The organism is Pelodictyon clathratiforme (genome assembly GCF_982375515.1).
The window spans coordinates 2,617,239-2,634,278 of the sequence record NZ_OZ455102.1 but is presented as its reverse complement, the minus strand read 5'-3'; the positions used below and the strand labels follow the sequence as shown (position 1 = coordinate 2,634,278).

Here is a 17,040-nt window from a genome sequence, read left to right as displayed (position 1 = left end):
TGGGGGATATGGGTGAAACAGTATTGGTGACGGGTTCAACCGGTTTTATTGGCGCTCGATTGTTGCGCTATCTTGCCGCAGAGGATGAGAGGGTGAGGGTCTATCTTCGCCCTGAGAGTAATGAGAGTGCTTTGCCTGATGGGGTAGAGGTTGTACGGGGCAGTTTTGGCGACATGGAGGCTCTTGGGCGTGCGGTTCGGGGTGTTGACCGGATTGTCCATCTTGCCGGGGTGACGAAGGCTCTTGACGAGGCGGGTTATGATGCGGGTAATGTGTTGCCGGTAGAGAATCTGCTTGCGGCGGTGAGGGAGCATAACCCCGGTCTGAAGCGTTTTCTCCTGGTCTCGACTCTTGCGGTTGCCGGTCCGGCTTCAGAAGGGATATGTGGTATGAAGGAGTGTGACCTCCCCTCTCCGGTTAGTGCATATGGGCGCAGCAAGCTGCGGGCGGAGAGGCTCTGCCTGGAAAGTGCGGGGGATATTCCGATTACCATCGTACGCCCTCCTGCGGTCTACGGGCCGGGTGACCGTGATGTTCTGCAGGTGTTTCAGATGCTCTCCAAAGGGGTACTGGTGTCGGCGGGAAATGTGGCAAGGCAGCGTTTCAGTCTTGTTTATGTTGATGATCTTGTTTGTGGCCTGATGATGGCGGCTCGTTCGGAACGGGCTGTGGGAGCTATTTATTATATCACGTCATCCCGTTCGTACTCGTGGGATGAGTTTATTGCTGCCGTGCAACCGGCGCTTGGTTTTCGGAAGATCTACCGCTTTTCGTTGCCGCAGCCACTCCTCTTTCTGCTTGGCGCGTTCATGGGTGCGGTGGGCTCTTTACGTGGAAAGGTTGCGCTCATCAATCGTGACAAGGCTTATGAACTGGTGCAGGATTACTGGGTCTGTTCCTCCGCTCAGGCTGAAATGGATCTTGGTTTTACAGCCAGCACAACCCTCGGCGAAGGTATTGCAAAAACGATCTCCTGGTATCGCCGCAAGGGGTGGTTGTGATGGCGGGGCTCAATTTATCCGAGCAGTTTTTGCATGAGCCGCAGGAGCAGGTATTTTTCGTCGGGGTAGGGGAGCAGCCCTTTGAGTGCGGCATCGGTCTCTTTGAGGGCGGTGATGGCTCGCTCGGTATCCTGAAGTGAAAATGAGCGGGTGTAGGCAAGGTAGTTTTTGACGAAGTACTCCTGTTTGCCAAACATGCCGAGGATTTTTGCGATTTCTGCCTGGGGAAGTTGCCGTACCTCCGGAAGCGAGAGCTTCCAGAGGCGGATATAAAAGGTGGCAAGAAAACGGACGATGTTACCGAGCCCCTCTTTCTGTCCTTCCTGCTCCATGATCATGAGCGATATGCCGCTGCAGAGCCTCAGACTTCGTTCTGCCAGGGCTTTTTCAAGTTCAAAGACGTTGTAGGTGCGTGATACGCCGACACTGTCGAGGACGTCGGATGCTGTGATCCGTTTTTCAGCTCCCCTGGCAGAGGCGTACAGGATGATTTTTTCAATTTCGTGGCATATTTCCCGCGCTGATGGCTCAATATAGGCGGTAAAGGCTTTGAGGGCATCGGGCTCAAAGCTCCATCCGGAAGCTTTGGCTCTGTTGGAAGCGAAGAGTTCCGGAGTTTTGATGGCCGGGAAGTCGTGGCGGTATTTTTTCAGCGTGCTGAAAGGTGGTTTTTCAATCTCTTTTTTCTCAATCTGGCCAGCATCGAGTATCAGGACGGTAAACTCAGCCGGATTGGTCAGGTAACGGCTGAATTTTTCTTCGTGTTGTTTCTGCAACTCTCTGGTCGGGGGCTTCTTGATTTTTTCAAACTGCCGGACAATGATCAGTTGTTTTGGGGTGAACATCGGGTATTCCGAGGCTTTTGATATCAGTTCACCTGGTGTGAGGTCGGGAGCGTAAAGGATATGGGTATTGCAGGCCGCATCGCTTTCGGATGGAAAAACAGCCGTTTTGATAAGGTCGGCAAACTCTTCCTTGAGATAGCTTTCGGTGCCATAAAAGAGGTAAACCGGTGCAATGTTTCCGGCAAGAATATTTTTTTTCAGTGCATCCATCGTTGATAGTAACGTGTTATCGGGTGAGCCGCAGGAGCGCTTTTGGTGGTCATCAGTAATCAGTTGTCAGTTGTCAGTTATCAGTAATCAGTCCTCAGTTATCAGTAATTGCTGACAACTGAAAACTGAAAACTGACAACTTAAAACGCTTCAGAATGGCAGGTCATCCTTGTCATTTTCAAGCATGGGTACTGACGGGTGGGTTGGTGGCGATGGATAGTCATGAGGGCTTTGCTGGCGCTCGTAACCCTGGGAGCTGCTTTCAGAGCTCGTTCCGCCTCCCTGTTCCCGCGCTCCGCCGAGCATCTGCATGTCGGAACAGACAATCTCGGTTGTATATCTTTTTTCGCCGTTTTTGGGATCGTCCCAGCTTCTGGTCTGCAGACGCCCTTCGACGTAAACTTGTCGTCCCTTTTTCAGGTATTGACTGCATATTTCAGCAAGTTTGGCCCAAACGACGATCCGGTGCCATTCTGTTCTCTCCTGCAGATTGCCGTTGTTGTCTTTGAAGTTTTCATTGGTTGCCAGAGTAAAAGTAACCCTCGACTGGCCGGAGGTAGTGACTTTCATTTCGGGATCGTTGCCGAGGTGGCCGATCAGCATTACTTTGTTAAGTCCTTTTGCCATGGTAGTTGGTAGTTTGTTGAAAAAAAGCTTTCGGGAATACCGTTCAGAGCTCTTGTAAAGATAAAATTATCTTTTTTATACCGCAAGCAGTTCGGCATCAATGACAGGGCCCTCCTGACAGAGCAGGATGGTGCGGAGTCCCCCATCGGGTTTTTTGACTTCGACGCTGCAGCCGTAACAGATCCCTATACCGCAGCCCATAACCGATTCAAGTGAGATATCACATCTCAGACTCTGCTCGCGGCAGAATGCGGCAACTGCTTTCAGCATTGGATTTGGTCCGCATGAGAAAACCTTGAGAGCGCCATCCTGTTTGAGTGCGGGTAACTCTTCACGGAGCAGTTCGACTACAGTTCCCCGGAATCCTGCTGAACCGTCATCTGTTGCAAGCCGACAGTTTGAAAGTTCTTGGGCGAGTAACTCCTCTTTTGTTCGGCCACCAATCAGGTTAATCACCTTTATGCCCTTAGCTTTCAGTTCTTTTTCAAGAAAGAGCATGGGAGCGGTGCCGATGCCTCCTGAAACAAGAATGGCGGTATTGAATTTATTCCCACTTATGTCGAAACAGGTTCCGAGTGGCCCGAGAACCATCATGGTTGAGCCTTTTGTACTGTCGCAAAAAAGTGCACTGCCGCGCCCTGCGGCTTTAACCATGATGTCGATGAGTCCTCCTCGCACGTTGTGTATCGAAAATGGCCGTCTGAGCAATGGCAGCGTTGTGTCGCTGACCTTGATGTTGACAAAATTTCCGGGCTTTGCGGATGCGGCAATTGCCGGACAATCAAGAGTGATGACCGTGACATCGTGACTGATGCGGCGGGTCTCGACTACGGTTGCACGTGTATCAGTGATGGAGTTTGTTTCGGGCATGACGATGCTCATCAAGGGATAGGAGATGGTAATATCTTGTTACTTGAGAACTCCAATTAAGTGAGCTGAACGTTCATTTGCAAGTTGTTCGATCGAGTTTAAAAAGTTTAAAATTTTAAACCTTGGCTGAAGTGTGTATGTTAGATTCTTTTGTAGAGTCAGCTCAGAGTTATATCTTTGACTTTTTCTGATTTTTCCTCAGTGGTCATAACATCCAATGTCTGGTTTATGCGTATTTTAACTTTTACAGGTAAAGGCGGGGTAGGGAAAACCAGCGTTTCTGCGGCTACGGCTGTCCGTTTGTCGCAACTGGGCTATCGTACCCTTGTTCTTTCAACCGACCCCGCACATAGTCTTTCGGATTCCTTTAACCTGCCTCTTGGCGCTGAACCGACAAAGATAAAGGAGAATCTTCATGCCATTGAGGTGAATCCTTATGTTGACCTGAAGCAGAATTGGCAGTCTGTACAGAAATACTACTCCAAGATTTTCATGGCTCAGGGCGTTTCAGGTGTTATGGCTGATGAAATGACCATTCTTCCCGGCATGGAAGAGCTGTTCTCTCTTTTGAGAATCAAGCGCTACAAAGCCTCCGGTCTCTATGATGTGCTGGTGCTTGATACCGCCCCGACGGGTGAAACCCTGCGCCTCCTCTCTCTTCCCGATACGCTTGCCTGGGGCATGAAGGCGGTGAAGAATGTTAACAAGTATCTTATCAAGCCGCTCAGCAAGCCTCTTTCAAGGATGTCGGATAAAATTGCTTTTTTTGTGCCTCCGGCAGATGCCATTGAGTCGGTTGATCAGGTTTTTGATGAGCTTGAAGACATTCGTGAAATTCTTACGAATAATAAAAAATCGACGGTACGCCTTGTTATGAATGCGGAGAAGATGTCGATCAAGGAGACCATGCGTGCCTTGACCTATCTGAATCTTTACGGTTTCAAGGTGGATATGGTTCTTGTCAACAGGTTACTTGATACCAAAGAGGACAGTGGATATCTGGAGAACTGGAAAGCGATTCAACAGAAGTACCTCGGAGAGATTGAAGAGGGCTTTTCTCCCCTTCCGGTGAAAAAACTGAGGATGTACGAGCAGGAAATTGTCGGTCTGAAGTCCCTGGAGATGTTTGCCAAAGATATGTACGGCGACAGCGATCCGTCTGATATGATGTATGACGAACCACCGATCAAATTTGTCCGTAACGGCAATGTCTATGAGGTACAGTTGAAGCTGATGTTCGCCAACCCTGTCGATATTGATGTATGGGTAACAGGCGACGAGTTGTTTGTACAGATCGGCAACCAGCGTAAAATCATCACCCTTCCGATCAGCCTGACCGGGCTTGAACCGGGCGATGCGGTATTTAAGGACAAATGGCTTCATATACCCTTTGATCTTGATCGTCACGAGCAGAGCCGCCTGCAAAAAGAACAGAAAGCTTATGACAGGGGATAGAGATGCTTCATGGGGAACACTTGTTTAGATCGATATTTATGTTTAAATTCCGACAGAATAATTTAGTATTGTTTTCAATCATAACCGGGGCTCCGTTTTCGCGGCCTCACTTCCATGGAGATTGATTATGTCGGAATCGTACCAGAAACTGCGTAAGGATTTTAAGGAACTTGAGTTTACTGATCGCCTCACGTTTCTTGCTGAGAGTGTGCTTTTGACTGGCGAGAGCGCTATTGTTGGTGGCTTGAATCTTGCCGGAAATGTCTTTGATACGGTGACCGGTACTGTGGGCGCTGTTATTGACGCTTCGGGCATCGGGAATCTGATCGGCAGCACCGGCGGAGTTGTCGGCGAGACCATTGATCGGGTTGCCATTACCGTTAAGGATGCATCAAGAACAGCAAGCGAGTTGTATGTCAATGCCGTCGAAACCGTTGAAAATGCGACCACAAATGCAGCAACGGCCGTGGGTGATGCGGGGGTGTCTGCTTCTGAAGTTGTCAAGAATTTTGCGGGTTCCTTTCAGAAGGGTCAGGTGAGGAAATAGGGTAATCTGCGTTGTTGACGTACTTCGTTACGAAGTGGGCAGAAAAAACTTTTTTTTGTGTTTTTTTGTTTATTACTATTAAATTGGGACAAGAGTTCTAAACTTAAGTTTTGGTATTTTTCCAACAATTAAATTCCAAGGAGGAATTATGAGTGGTGGTGGCGTTTTTACCGATATCCTGGCAGCAGCCGGGCGTATTTTCGAAGTAATGGTTGAGGGGCATTGGGAAACTGTAGGAATGTTGTTTGATTCATTGGGCAAAGGCACCATGAGAATCAACCGCAATGCTTATGGCAGCACAGGCGGAGGCACCAGCCTTCGTGGTTCTTCACCTGAAGTTTCAGGTTATGCTGTTCCTTCGAAAGCTGTTGAATCAAAGTTCGCAGAGTAAGTATAACGAGATTATGCTCTTTGCCCAGGCAGTGAAAAGGTTAAAGCTTTCACTGCCTTTTTTGTTTTGATCATAAATCAGGTTGCTCTCCGCGTTGTCGGGTTATTTCTGTTTATTGTAAAATTTTCATAGATTTAAGGTCAGTGTGCTAATCAGTATCAAGTGAACGGGTATGGGTAATGGCTAATATATCGTTGTATATCTCGGCGCAGACCGAACAGAGTGATGTAACTGAGTTTTTTCAGAAGGGGCTCATGCATGCCGGTGAGAATCCGATTGCATTTTTTGAAGGGGTTTTTTATGAATCACATCAGGAGCGTGTTGGTAATATTGCCTTTCAGGATTACCTGATTTATAGTGATAAGGCTGTTTATTTCTGGGCGAGAGGTTCGAACAAAGACTATCTCGACCGCTTTAATCTTGGTTCTGTCAGTGTAAACAGTCGGAATAAGGATCATGATTTCGCGACGCTGAATTTCAAGGTTCGCCGTGAGGAGAAGGAGCCGGTCTATGTTATTTTTGATATGGTCGAACTGAGGGAAGCTGAATTGATTACCAGGCTTCATACGGTTGTTGAATCCATTATCGAAGAGCGTTTTGGCCTTGATTACCGGAAAATTCTTCCTGACGACGTTTCGCTTCATATTTTGCAGGACGTAAGGGGTATCTGTGTGCCTCAGGTTATCTCTCTTCGCCTGAATGCTCCTGATCCTTCCCGACAGGAGAGTCATATCGGTTATGGTCAGGATCTTCTTGAACAATACAAGGCTTCTATCGGTTACCATCCAGATGAAAGCGGGCAGAAGCAGGGCAGAGGGGTGCCCGGGGGTTCGCAGGCAGGCGGGGCAGCGCCGGAAGGATTTTCTCCGGCTGAAATGTTTAAAGGCATTGAAAATATACTTCCTACGGATCCGGCTTCACTGAAAAGAATTGCCGGTTCGATCAAGGAGATGATTGGTGATGCTCCGTTCAAAATTCGTGACCAGGTTAAAAATGACCTGCAGCATGTTCCCGGTATGTTGACTGCGCTTAATGAACTGCTCATCAGTATTGCAGATAATCCACAGGCAGAGCGTTTTGTTATCAATATTGTTAAAACTGCGGTCAAAAATGATGGGGTTATCGGATCGGTTGGAAAGCTGTTGCGCCTCTCTTCGAGTTTTGGCGATTCATCGAAAAAGAGAACACAACGCCCCACCTCGAAAGCGCCTCAGGGGGGAATGCATGATGCCTCACCACATCAGCGACGTGATAGTGGGGATGATGAAGAGCCTGCGTTTAAAAAAAGGAGCATTCATATAACAAGTGATGATCGTGCGACCTCCAACGATGATTGTTTCAGCAGTGAGCCCTTTTCCGCTGAATCGGGCAAGAGGGTTTCTGCTGCATCGGGAGTGGGTGCAGGGAGTGCTGGTGATCATGAAGGTGATGCTGCCCCGAAGCGCAAAAGTATTACCATCAAATCTCTTGATGAGGATGTCCCTCCACTTGTGAAAAACATGATGAGTATGGATGATTCTCCAGGAACAGCAGGGGGTGTTTCAAAAACCAGAATCAGGATCAAGTCGGATTCGGACAATGCGCAACCATCGGAAAGGCTCACCCCGGTATCGCACTCTGATGATGATACTCAGGGAAAAAAGGAATCAGGTAACGGTCACCATACTGGCCATGACGCCGATAATGAAGGCGCAACTCATCGATAAAAAGTGTTCAGTCAAGATCAAGTTCACTCAATAGTTTTATTATCAACATGAGAATTATTCTTTACTTGGGTAAAGGAGGGGTAGGCAAGACTACCGTTTCAGCGTCGTCTGCAACCGCAATTGCACGAAGAGGACAGAGGGTTTTGATTATGAGTACCGATGTGGCTCACAGCCTTGCCGACGCATTGAGTACCGAACTCTCTTCCACGCCGGTTGAGGTTGAAAAGAATCTCTTTGCCATGGAGGTGAATGTTCTTGCCGAAATAAGGGAGAACTGGACTGAACTCTATTCCTATTTCTCATCGATTTTAATGCATGATGGAGCCAATGAGGTTGTCGCCGAAGAGCTTGCAATCATGCCGGGTATGGAGGAGATGATCAGTTTGCGCTATATCTGGAAAGCTGCCAAGTCAGGTGATTATGATGTGGTGGTTGTTGATGCTGCCCCGACAGGAGAGACCATGCGTTTGCTTGGAATGCCTGAATCGTATGGATGGTATGCCGATAAAATTGGCGGATGGCATTCAAAAGCCATCGGTTTTGCGGCTCCACTCCTCAACAAGTTTATGCCGAAGAAAAATATCTTCAAGCTTATGCCGGAGGTGAACTCGCATATGAAAGAGCTTCATGCCATGCTTCAGGATAAATCAATAACCACCTTCCGCGTGGTTCTTAATCCTGAGAACATGGTTATCAAGGAGGCCTTGCGTGTGCAGACCTATCTTAATCTTTTCGGTTACAAGCTTGATGCCGCCGTTGTCAACAAGATTCTTCCCTCAAGTTCAACGGACAGTTATCTGCAGAGCCTTATCGATATTCAGAGCAAATATCTAAAAGTGATTGAAAATTGCTTCTATCCGGTACCGATTTTCAGGGTGAAGCAGTCTACGGCAGAAATTATCAATACGGAGAGGCTCTATCAGTTGAGTCAGGAGATGTTTGGTGAGCGTAATCCAGCAGAAATTCTCTACGTTGATGACAAAACCCAGATGCTGGAGAAAGTTGATGGCAAATATGTCCTGAGTCTTTACCTGCCGAACGTTGAGGTGAAGAAGCTTAATGTGAACATCAAGGGTGATGAGCTGCTGGTGGACATCAATAATTTCCGCAAAAGCATTATTCTGCCCAATGTCCTTGTTGGACGCAAGACGGAGGGCGCTGACTTTTCTGAAGGGAACCTGAATATCACCTTCGCCAACTGAGAAGGTCAGACCGGCTTTTTCAGGATCATCGTGATTACGAACAGACGGAGTGCTTTACCGGGCATTCCGTCTTTTTTTTATCCTGATTCCCTCTTTTAATTTTATCAATACCGAGCGGTCGCTGCAGCCGGAGAGTAGCTGCAGAATGGTCTTGTGCATTGCGGGATGCAGGGGATTGGCAAGGTCGAGCAGAGGGATAAGGACAAAGTTGCGACAATGCAATTCGGGGTGCGGTATGGTGAGTGTTTCGGTGAGGAGAGAGAGGTCGTCGTAGAGCAGAATGTCGAGGTCAATGACTCTCGGGCTCCAGCGCGGATAGGCATCCGGTCTTCCAAGTTCCTGCTCAATTGTTTTACATTGTCGGCGCAGCTCTTCGGGTGCAAGTGATGTTTCAAGTTCAACTACCCCGTTAAAGAAGCGGTTCTGTTCGCTCTCGCCGACTGGTTCGGTCATATAGATTGCTGAGACGCCTCTCACCTCTGTTCCGGCAAGAAGGGCAATCCGGTCAACGGCCTCCTGAAGGTGGTGGAGGCGCTCTCCAATATTGGATCCTATCCCGATAAAGACCTTGTGCATAGGCATAACTTCAGCAGCGGGATGTGGCGTAATCGGCTTCAGCATAATCGCAGATACCATCAACGGGCGGGTTGCGTTTGCGGACATTGATGGCGACTTTTTCAAGAAGAGGAAAATCCCGGAGGAGATCGTGAGCTATTTCATAGGCGACAGCCTCGATAAGAAAGAACTTCCTGAGGGTCAGGGCCTCCTGAATCTTTTTGTACACTGCGCCGTAATCGATGGTTTTTGTGATGTCATCGTTTTGTGCTGCATCGGTGAAGTCGAAAGAGAGCGCCGCATCCACTTCATATTTTCCTCCTACGGTGTGCTCTTCCTTGAGAACGCCGTGATGGGCATAGAAAACCATGTTTACCAGCCTGACGCATGAGTGAGCATACGGTGTCATAAAAATCCCGGAGTGAATGAAATATCGCTGGATATTGGTTCTGAAAAGCGTATCTGAGCTGTTGTTCAGTGCTTGACCTTTTTTTCGTATTTATTGCCGATAACCTTGCAATCGGGCAAACAAAACCACAAAAGCATATCGGAGTCGCCCTCATTCAGGACTCTGAAACTGCCAGCCTCAAAAACAACTTCCAGAATAATCTTGTCCCATTCCAGCAAATCCCCTTCGAAAATCTCATGCCCATCCTTGTCATCCAGTCCGGTATACTGCAACCACTCGGAGCGCTGCCTGAACTTGATAAAATCAACATCATGGGTATTTACTGTAGAGAACTGCCAGATATCCTGAAGTGAGGAGATATCCTGAAAGAGCGCTTTAAATTTTATTTTTTTAATATCCATGGTTCTCTTCAAAAAAAAAACTCGAAACCGGGCAGTGCTTCGATAATATTGCATAAGCCGATACCTGCCCATACCGTCTGCACGGTAATATAGCAATTCTCTATCTCGTTCTACAACAAGCCATTTTATCGCTCTACCCAGGGGGATTTCTCGCTTTTTGTTTTGGAAGAGCTTCGTCTGCTTCAGCGATTACCGGGAGAGGGGAGCGCTGATTGTTGAATCAGGTGGGGGGATGGGGTGTCATCTTCCCGAAAGAGTATAAAATTCACTACCTTGGGATGGCGTTTTGATTTTTTTTCAATGTATTCGGGAATGGCAATCATGAAAAACAGGGCTCGTGACGAGTTTTATGAAGGGTGTCGTGCAAGGGCCATTATGCTTGCTCTTGAGGAGGATCGTTACAAGGGGGATGTGACGACCCTTGCTACCATTGATCCTTCTCAGGGGGGAAGCGCCGTTATCAGGGCCAAGGAGGATGGTATCCTTGGAGGGGCCGATGTTGCCGTTCAGGTTTTTGCTGCCTGTGACAATAAGCTCTCCGTCGTATTGCATCACCATGATGGGGAAACCCTTCAGCGCGGTGACTTGATTCTTGAGGTGCAAGGAAAGCTCGCTCCGCTGCTCATTGGCGAACGTACAGCGCTTAATTTCATGCAGCGCATGTCGGGGATTGCAACCAGAACACGGCTCTATGTTGATTGTATTCGCCATACAGGGGCTGAAATTCTTGATACCCGAAAAACGGCTCCCGGACTTCGTTATTTCGACAAAGAGGCGGTCAGGATCGGCGGAGGAAAAAACCACCGTTTTGGCCTGTTCGACATGATTCTCATCAAGGATAACCATATTGATGCCTCCGGAGGTATTGCCAATGCGATCCGTCGTGCCCAACTTTACCGCAAAGAGGGGAAGCTTGAGGTGAAGATCGAAACGGAGGTTCGTTCCATGGAGGAGTTGCGGGAAGCTCTGCCCTGTTTGCCGGATATTATCCTTCTCGATAACTTTACTCCCGAGCTGCTGAAAGAGGCTGTCCTCTTTGTGAAGAGTTCCGGTTTCACTCCTCTTCTTGAAGCCTCAGGAAATATCACCCTGCACAATGTTCTGGAAGTTGCTGAAACGGGTGTAGACTTTATCTCTGTAGGAGAGCTGACGCACAGTGTCAAGGCTCTTGATCTTTCAATGACGATTGCTTTGGCCTGAACGAATAAGAACCATGGAGATTGGAGTAGACATTGTTGATCTTGACCGGATTGAAAAAGCATATAACCGCTATGGGGTGAAGTTTCTCCAGCGCTTTCTTTCCGAAGAGGAAATTACGCTCTGCCTGCAGAAACCGCAGGTTATAGCGAGTATTGCCGGACGGTTCGCGGCAAAGGAGGCGGTCGTCAAGGCGCTTGGAACGGGTTTTTCCTCTGGTGTGCACTGGAAGAGCTTTGCAATACTCAATGATAAACAGGGTCGTCCCTTTGTGCAGCCTGCTGATGCCGGGTGCTTTCCTGCCTGTGGCGCCATAAAAATCTCTATTGCCCACGACCGTCATGCAGCTATTGCCACAGCGTTGATAGAGTGGGTGTAGCGGGAACAACAGGGCATAAAAAAAGCAGGAGTTCCTTATTCATGAACTCCTGCCTCTGATCTGCAATTACCTGGAAAATTACTCCTGGCGAACAGGAATGGATTTCTCTTCCTCAGTGATGGTTACTTTTGACTTGATAATGTTGTAGATTTTTTCCTTGAGGATCGTGTCGGTGATGTAATCACGGAACTCGGGTGACAGATAGGTTTTCAGGATCTCTTCAGCATCCATGGACTCGCTTTTTTCAGCCTCTTTATCTGCATAAGCCTTTATATCATCGTCCGAAACCGAAAGAGTTGCATCTTCGGCAATTTTCTGACTGATCATCAGCCATTGCGCATGTTTTTCAGCATTGGGTTTCATCGCAAGCCGGAACTGCTCATCGTCGAATCCTTTCGGGAAGCTGCCACCCATCTGGCGTTTGGCATTTTCAAGCAGCATTTTTGAGAACGAGGCAATCATGGAGTTTGGTGCAGGCACCGGGTTCTCTTCGATCAGTTTGGCCGAGAGCGATTCGAGAAGCTCTTCATCGGATTTAAGAAGAAAGTGCTGCTCAAGCTGGATACGAACGTCCGCAGTGAAGTCGGTCACGGATTCAAAGCGACCACCTGTAATCTCCTTGACCAGCTCATCGGTAAGTTCCGGCAGTTCAAGCCGTTTGATTTCGCTGATGACAACACGGAAGCGGGATGGCTGTGCAGACTCCTTTTCATCGTTTTCAATATCAACGCTCTCTCCCGCTTTTTTCCCTGTAAGCGCTTTGCGAAACGGGTTCTCCTCAGGAAGGTACTCAAGGGTGAAATGATGATTGTCGGTCTTCTGATCATCATCGGTTTCGCCTGCTTCATTAAGCTTGTAGACATCGCCGATCACCGTATCGGTAGACAACGCGGCCTCATCGACCGTGTTGAGGGTGCCGTGCCCCTTGAGAATAAGGTTTATTTCGCGAGTAATATCCTCATCGGTGATCACATAGCGGTTTTGCGTGAAGGTATATCCACTGAAATCCTTTACTTCGAATTCAGGATGAATTTCGTAGGCGAGCGTGATTTTCAGCTCCTCGGGTGCAAAGGCGACGTCGATGATCTGTGCGCGGCTTGCCGGTTTTATCTTTTCAGCATCAGCAATCTCTCCGAAATATTTGGATGCCATTTTTTCGGCTACTGTTGCCTCAATGGAAGGGCCTGCCAATTTTTTAATCAAGCTTGCAGGAGCATGTCCTTTTCTGAATCCCTTGATCTGAATGTTTCTTTTTGCCTCTTCCAGTTCCTGGTTATATTCGGTACCGAATTCTTCAGCGGAAAGAATGATTTCCAGTTCCTGTTCGGTTTCGCTGACGTTCTTGATATTCTTTTGCAAGGCTCTTGTGGGTTAATTTGATGAGTAATGGTGAAAAATTAAAAGTCCACAAGATACGAATTAATTCTTGTGTTTGAAAACAGCGCTTCGCTGCCCTCAGCCCTGCTTTCCCGGTTTGTAGACCAGTGTTGAGTATGGCGCATCATGGAGCATCCGTGTGGCCGCTTCGGCGATATCCTCGGCAGTGACCGCCTCCAGAGCCGCAGTTTTTTCCTCAGGCTCAATATAACGTCCGAAATAGGAGAGGTCAGAAGCCGTTTGCGACATTCTTCGCGTCATTTTTTCCATTCCCATGATATGCGAACCGAGCAGTTTCCTCTTTGCCGCCAGAACCTCTTCCGGATCGGGCTGTTTGAGTGCATCACTCTGGAGCAACTCCCTGATGAGTTCAAGGGTCACCTTTGTTTTATTGCTGTCGGTGCCGGCATAGATGTTCATCGCGGTCAGATCGTCGAAAAAGGTGATCGATGAGTAGACGTTGTAAGCCAGTCCCCGTTTTTCGCGAAGTTCCAGATTGAGCAGGGAGCTCATGCCGTTACCGAGCATGGAGTTGAGCACCATCAGGCTGTAAAAGAGAGGGTCGTGGCGGGCTATGGCCGTACCGAGCACAATCTGCGCCTGGCAGACCCGTTTTTTCAGTGTCAGGGTAAAGGGGGTGTAATCCTCTGCGAGGAAAGGCTGGCGAACATACTGATTGCCTGATGGCTCCCTGAGCTTGCCAAGAAATCGCTCTCCAAGCAGCATGATCTCGTCGTGATGCACCATTCCGGTAGCCGTGATCAGCATCTTTTGCGGAATGTAGTGCTGCCGCATAAAGTTTTTCAGGTTCTCATCACTGAACGCTTCAACGCTTTTTTCCGTGCCAAGGATTGGTGTGCCGAGAGGGTGGCGGGGAAACGAACGCAGGTCAAACTCCTCAAAAATAAGCTCTTCAGGGGTGTCGTTGACGCTGCTGATCTCTTCGATAACAACCTCTTTCTCTTTTTCGATCTCTTCAGGAGGAAACACCGGGTCGCAGACAAGATCGGAGAGAAGGTCGAAAGAGGGTTCAAGGTGTTCCGGCAGGCAGCGAAGGTAGATGCAGGTCTGCTCCTTGGTGGTATAGGCATCGAGATAGCCACCGTGCTTTTCAATATTTCTGGCGATGTCGATGTAGGTGCGCCGCTTTGTACCTTTAAAAAGAGCGTGCTCAATGAAATGTGCCAGCCCCGGAGACTCTTTGGGGTCGTCGCGTGACCCGGCATCAATCTGTATACCGAGCGTTACGCTCTTTACAAAAGGGACGGTATCCGTGATAATCCTCAACCCGTTCGTCAGAACACCCTGCTGGACTGAAGCTTCTGAAAAGGGAGATGGCTGACGGCTGGACGATTCTTGCTTCATTACTGAATAATTTACTGATAAGCTGGTTCGATGAAATTCCCGCATATTGCCTGAAAACCAAGATAAGGAAAGTATAAGGGTTTTAAGGGGGGAATATTTTCGGGGGTAGAGCGCACATGAAAACGTGAGCAACTGCTCTTCCTATTCGATGATGTGAAAAAAAATATGATAACATGGATGGATAGTTTTCTGGCGGTACATGAATCCGATGTTCTCTATTCCAGGGAGGAATGAAAGCTCCTTATTTTGCCCGGAATCGTTGTTCTGCCTACAGCCATCATTCCGCCATCACCATCCGTTCTTGCCGCATTGCGAAAATAGAAGAAAACAATAGCCGCGAAATTCTTATTTTTGCGAACAGTGAAGCTCTCGCTGTTGTTTACATCTTTGCAGCCGGGCTCTTTTTTTATTTTCACCGTTTCATGCCTAACTCATCAATTGTCATAACCGGGGCTACCGGATATATCGGTTCCCAGATTCTTCTTGCGCTGCTTGCACGCTTTCCCGGAGAGCGTCGCTGCAGGGTGATTGCCCGGAAAAGCTCGGATTGCTCTTTTCTGGAGAGCTTGCCTGTCGAGATTGTTCGGGCGGATATGCTTGATCCTCTTGCCCTTCTTGAGGCTTTCAGGGGAGCGGAAACGGTCTTTCATTGTGCGGGACTTATCTCCTATACCAGACACTCCCGAAATGCGCTCTATGAGGCCAATGTGGTCGGGACAAGAAATGTGGTCAATGCCTCCCTGCACCATAAGGTGCGCAGGCTTGTTTTGACCAGCTCCATTGCCGCCATCGGCGCCTCCGAGGATGGTTCGCCAGCCAGTGAGTCATCCACCTTTCAGGAGTGGCAGCGACGGAATGGTTATATGGAGTCGAAGCATCTTGCTGAACTTGAGGGGCTGCGCGGAGTTGCAGAGGGCCTTGAAGTGGTCATGGTTAATCCTGGTGTGGTTATTGGTGTTGACCGCCGGAATCCCGCTTCGGTCAGTTCTTCGAACGAGGTATTGCGCCTTGTCTATCAGGGAAAGCTGCCCTTCTTCCCTTCGGGAGGCACCGGTTTTGTTGATGTCCGCGATGTCGCTGATGCTCACCTGGCGGCTTGGGAAAAAGGGCGTTCAGGGGAGCGTTATGTTGTGGTTGGCAGCAATCTGACCTTCCGGGAGCTTTTTGCCCGCATAGGGACTCTTTCTGGCAGCAGCAGTGGCCGGGCATTTATGGTGCCGGATGCTCTTGGTCTGCTTGCCGGTCTTGGCGGAGAGCTTTGGTCGATGCTCTCGAACCGTCCCTCCTTTATCAGCCTCGAGAGCATTCGTATCGCCTCAAGGATTCTTGCGTTCAGTAATACCCGCTCAGAGCAGGAGCTTGGTTTGTGTTACCGCGAGCTGTCCGAAACGCTCAAGACTCTGCTCTGAGCCAAAGGCTCTACTCTTTCTCCAACTTTTTTACATGCAGCTACCATGGACACTCAGAAAATCGAAAAAAAAACCGTTACCGTTGATCCGGCGAAACTCAAGCAACTGAACCTGGCTGTCGAAGCCCTTGAAAAACAGTTTGGCAAGGGTGCGATCATGCGCCTTGGTGATGATTCCGCAGGAATGAAGGTGCAGTCGATTTCAACCGGATCGATGACGCTTGATTTTGCACTCGGTGTTGGCGGCTTGCCTCGCGGCAGGGTCACTGAAATTTACGGGCCGGAATCTTCCGGAAAAACCACCCTTGCCCTCCATGTTATTGCTGAGGCACAGAAAGAGGGGGGAATTGCGGCTATCGTTGATGCTGAACATGCCTTCGATCCTACCTATGCCCGAAAACTCGGTGTCGATATCAACGCCCTGCTCATCAGCCAGCCGGAATCGGGCGAGCAGGCGCTTTCAATTGTGGAAACACTGGTCAGGAGCAATGCCATCGATGTGGTGGTGGTCGATTCTGTTGCGGCTCTGGTGCCCCAAGCTGAGCTTGAAGGCGAGATGGGTGACAGTGTGATGGGTCTTCAGGCGCGGCTTATGAGCCAGGCGCTACGCAAACTCACCGGCGCCATCTCAAAATCGAGCTGCGTCTGTATTTTCATCAACCAGCTTCGCGATAAAATTGGGGTCGTCTATGGCAACCCTGAAACAACGACCGGCGGCAAGGCACTGAAATTTTATTCGTCGGTGCGTCTCGATATTCGTAAAATTGCCCAGATCAAGGATGGTGAGGAGATTACCGGGAACCGTACGAGGGTGAAGGTGGTCAAAAACAAGGTTGCCCCTCCCTTCCGTACGGCTGAGTTCGATATTCTGTATGGTGAGGGCATCTCGGCCATGGGTGAATTGATTGATCTGGCCGTTGAGTTCGGTGTGGTGAAAAAAGCCGGTTCATGGTTCAGTTATGGCACCGACAAGCTTGGTCAGGGACGTGAGACCGTCAAGAAGGCGTTGCGTGAAGATTCGGCGCTTTACAGTAAAATTCAGGCGCAGGTCAAAGAGCTGATGAGCGGGCCTGCAGAGATTATTAACGGGTAGGC

18 protein-coding genes are annotated in these 17,040 nt (G+C 48.9%); 10 read left to right on the top strand and 8 right to left on the bottom strand.

Annotation, left to right across the window (positions count from 1 at the left end):
- The first annotated feature begins 8 nt into the window (after positions 1-8).
- Complete coding sequence (locus AC56AD_RS12990) at positions 9-1,001, top strand: NAD-dependent epimerase/dehydratase family protein (RefSeq protein ID WP_041526901.1); 993 nt, start codon at positions 9-11, stop codon at positions 999-1,001.
- 14 nt (positions 1,002-1,015) lie between these two features.
- Here AC56AD_RS12990 and holA read toward each other — a convergent pair whose 3' ends face one another.
- From holA to AC56AD_RS12975, 3 genes are all read right to left on the bottom strand, one after another.
- Positions 1,016-2,056: a DNA polymerase III subunit delta gene (holA, locus tag AC56AD_RS12985; RefSeq protein ID WP_012509212.1), complete on the bottom strand. Its 1,041-nt coding sequence runs from the start codon at positions 2,054-2,056 to the stop codon at positions 1,016-1,018.
- Between the two features lie 150 nt (positions 2,057-2,206).
- A complete protein-coding gene (locus AC56AD_RS12980) occupies positions 2,207-2,683 on the bottom strand; it encodes a single-stranded DNA-binding protein (protein ID WP_012509211.1) in 477 nt (158 codons plus the stop codon).
- A gap of 75 nt (positions 2,684-2,758) precedes the next feature.
- Entirely contained in the window at positions 2,759-3,565 is an 807-nt protein-coding gene (locus tag AC56AD_RS12975; RefSeq protein ID WP_481859616.1) for a dihydroorotate dehydrogenase electron transfer subunit, read from the bottom strand.
- Positions 3,566-3,781: 216 nt separating this feature from the next.
- On the opposite strand from AC56AD_RS12975, the gene AC56AD_RS12970 reads away from it, so the two are divergent.
- The 5 genes from AC56AD_RS12970 (at position 3,782) to AC56AD_RS12950 (ending at position 8,854) form a co-directional block, all read left to right on the top strand.
- Entirely contained in the window at positions 3,782-5,008 is a 1,227-nt protein-coding gene (locus AC56AD_RS12970) for a TRC40/GET3/ArsA family transport-energizing ATPase (RefSeq protein WP_012509209.1), read from the top strand.
- A 127-nt stretch (positions 5,009-5,135) separates the two neighbouring features.
- Positions 5,136-5,555, top strand: a complete 420-nt coding sequence (locus AC56AD_RS12965; RefSeq protein ID WP_012509208.1) for a chlorosome protein C — start codon at positions 5,136-5,138, stop codon at positions 5,553-5,555.
- Between the two features lie 148 nt (positions 5,556-5,703).
- The gene (locus tag AC56AD_RS12960; RefSeq protein WP_012509207.1) at positions 5,704-5,946 is read left to right on the top strand and encodes a bacteriochlorophyll c-binding family protein; all 243 of its coding nucleotides are present in this window, start codon (positions 5,704-5,706) and stop codon (positions 5,944-5,946) included.
- A 179-nt stretch (positions 5,947-6,125) separates the two neighbouring features.
- Positions 6,126-7,652 carry a hypothetical protein gene (locus tag AC56AD_RS12955; RefSeq protein WP_012509206.1) on the top strand — a complete coding sequence of 509 codons (1,527 nt, stop codon included), beginning with the start codon at positions 6,126-6,128 and terminating at the stop codon, positions 7,650-7,652.
- A gap of 47 nt (positions 7,653-7,699) precedes the next feature.
- Complete coding sequence (locus AC56AD_RS12950; RefSeq protein WP_012509205.1) at positions 7,700-8,854, top strand: ArsA family ATPase; 1,155 nt, start codon at positions 7,700-7,702, stop codon at positions 8,852-8,854.
- 54 nt (positions 8,855-8,908) lie between these two features.
- On the opposite strand, the gene folK is transcribed toward AC56AD_RS12950, so the two are convergent.
- The 3 genes from folK to AC56AD_RS12935 all read right to left on the bottom strand — a co-directional run bounded on the left by folK (position 8,909) and on the right by AC56AD_RS12935 (position 10,219).
- The gene (gene folK, locus AC56AD_RS12945) at positions 8,909-9,436 is read right to left on the bottom strand and encodes a 2-amino-4-hydroxy-6-hydroxymethyldihydropteridine diphosphokinase (RefSeq protein WP_012509204.1); all 528 of its coding nucleotides are present in this window, start codon (positions 9,434-9,436) and stop codon (positions 8,909-8,911) included.
- A 4-nt stretch (positions 9,437-9,440) separates the two neighbouring features.
- The gene (gene folB / locus AC56AD_RS12940; RefSeq protein ID WP_012509203.1) at positions 9,441-9,818 is read right to left on the bottom strand and encodes a dihydroneopterin aldolase; all 378 of its coding nucleotides are present in this window, start codon (positions 9,816-9,818) and stop codon (positions 9,441-9,443) included.
- 65 nt (positions 9,819-9,883) lie between these two features.
- Positions 9,884-10,219, bottom strand: coding sequence for a YopX family protein (locus AC56AD_RS12935; protein ID WP_012509202.1), 336 nt, complete (start codon positions 10,217-10,219; stop codon positions 9,884-9,886).
- A gap of 321 nt (positions 10,220-10,540) precedes the next feature.
- Here AC56AD_RS12935 and nadC point away from each other — a divergent pair, with 321 nt between their 5' ends.
- Together nadC and AC56AD_RS12925 are read left to right on the top strand one after the other, a co-directional pair.
- Positions 10,541-11,419, top strand: coding sequence for a carboxylating nicotinate-nucleotide diphosphorylase (nadC, locus tag AC56AD_RS12930; protein WP_041526898.1), 879 nt, complete (start codon positions 10,541-10,543; stop codon positions 11,417-11,419).
- Between the two features lie 13 nt (positions 11,420-11,432).
- Positions 11,433-11,795, top strand: a complete 363-nt coding sequence (locus AC56AD_RS12925; RefSeq protein ID WP_012509200.1) for a holo-[acyl-carrier-protein] synthase — start codon at positions 11,433-11,435, stop codon at positions 11,793-11,795.
- A gap of 78 nt (positions 11,796-11,873) precedes the next feature.
- Here the strand turns inward: AC56AD_RS12925 and tig are convergent, their stop codons facing one another.
- Together tig and AC56AD_RS12915 are read right to left on the bottom strand one after the other, a co-directional pair.
- Positions 11,874-13,154, bottom strand: coding sequence for a trigger factor (gene tig / locus AC56AD_RS12920; RefSeq protein WP_012509199.1), 1,281 nt, complete (start codon positions 13,152-13,154; stop codon positions 11,874-11,876).
- Between the two features lie 96 nt (positions 13,155-13,250).
- Positions 13,251-14,537, bottom strand: a complete 1,287-nt coding sequence (locus AC56AD_RS12915) for a M16 family metallopeptidase (protein WP_012509198.1) — start codon at positions 14,535-14,537, stop codon at positions 13,251-13,253.
- Positions 14,538-14,959: 422 nt separating this feature from the next.
- On the opposite strand from AC56AD_RS12915, the gene AC56AD_RS12910 reads away from it, so the two are divergent.
- Both AC56AD_RS12910 and recA read left to right on the top strand, forming a co-directional pair.
- Positions 14,960-15,946, top strand: coding sequence for an SDR family oxidoreductase (locus AC56AD_RS12910; protein WP_041526897.1), 987 nt, complete (start codon positions 14,960-14,962; stop codon positions 15,944-15,946).
- Between the two features lie 45 nt (positions 15,947-15,991).
- Entirely contained in the window at positions 15,992-17,038 is a 1,047-nt protein-coding gene (recA, locus tag AC56AD_RS12905; protein WP_012509196.1) for a recombinase RecA, read from the top strand.
- Positions 17,039-17,040: the final 2 nt, after the last annotated feature.

Bases quoted from the DNA above. Each gene is read 5' to 3' on its own strand.
- AC56AD_RS12950 (WP_012509205.1), top strand. From the start codon at position 7,700: ATGAGAATTATTCTTTACTTGGGTAAAGGAGGGGTAGGCAAGACTACC.
- AC56AD_RS12960 (WP_012509207.1), top strand. From the start codon at position 5,704: ATGAGTGGTGGTGGCGTTTTTACCGATATCCTGGCAGCAGCCGGGCGT.
- AC56AD_RS12990 (WP_041526901.1), top strand. From the start codon at position 9: ATGGGTGAAACAGTATTGGTGACGGGTTCAACCGGTTTTATTGGCGCT.
- AC56AD_RS12980 (WP_012509211.1), bottom strand. From the start codon at position 2,683: ATGGCAAAAGGACTTAACAAAGTAATGCTGATCGGCCACCTCGGCAAC.
- AC56AD_RS12925 (WP_012509200.1), top strand. From the start codon at position 11,433: ATGGAGATTGGAGTAGACATTGTTGATCTTGACCGGATTGAAAAAGCA.
- AC56AD_RS12915 (WP_012509198.1), bottom strand. From the start codon at position 14,537: ATGAAGCAAGAATCGTCCAGCCGTCAGCCATCTCCCTTTTCAGAAGCT.
- AC56AD_RS12935 (WP_012509202.1), bottom strand. From the start codon at position 10,219: ATGGATATTAAAAAAATAAAATTTAAAGCGCTCTTTCAGGATATCTCC.
- folB (WP_012509203.1), bottom strand. From the start codon at position 9,818: ATGACACCGTATGCTCACTCATGCGTCAGGCTGGTAAACATGGTTTTC.
- folK (WP_012509204.1), bottom strand. From the start codon at position 9,436: ATGCCTATGCACAAGGTCTTTATCGGGATAGGATCCAATATTGGAGAG.
- AC56AD_RS12975 (WP_481859616.1), bottom strand. From the start codon at position 3,565: ATGAGCATCGTCATGCCCGAAACAAACTCCATCACTGATACACGTGCA.
- AC56AD_RS12965 (WP_012509208.1), top strand. From the start codon at position 5,136: ATGTCGGAATCGTACCAGAAACTGCGTAAGGATTTTAAGGAACTTGAG.
- nadC (WP_041526898.1), top strand. From the start codon at position 10,541: ATGAAAAACAGGGCTCGTGACGAGTTTTATGAAGGGTGTCGTGCAAGG.
- AC56AD_RS12910 (WP_041526897.1), top strand. From the start codon at position 14,960: ATGCCTAACTCATCAATTGTCATAACCGGGGCTACCGGATATATCGGT.
- holA (WP_012509212.1), bottom strand. From the start codon at position 2,056: ATGGATGCACTGAAAAAAAATATTCTTGCCGGAAACATTGCACCGGTT.
- recA (WP_012509196.1), top strand. From the start codon at position 15,992: ATGGACACTCAGAAAATCGAAAAAAAAACCGTTACCGTTGATCCGGCG.
- AC56AD_RS12955 (WP_012509206.1), top strand. From the start codon at position 6,126: ATGGCTAATATATCGTTGTATATCTCGGCGCAGACCGAACAGAGTGAT.
- AC56AD_RS12970 (WP_012509209.1), top strand. From the start codon at position 3,782: ATGCGTATTTTAACTTTTACAGGTAAAGGCGGGGTAGGGAAAACCAGC.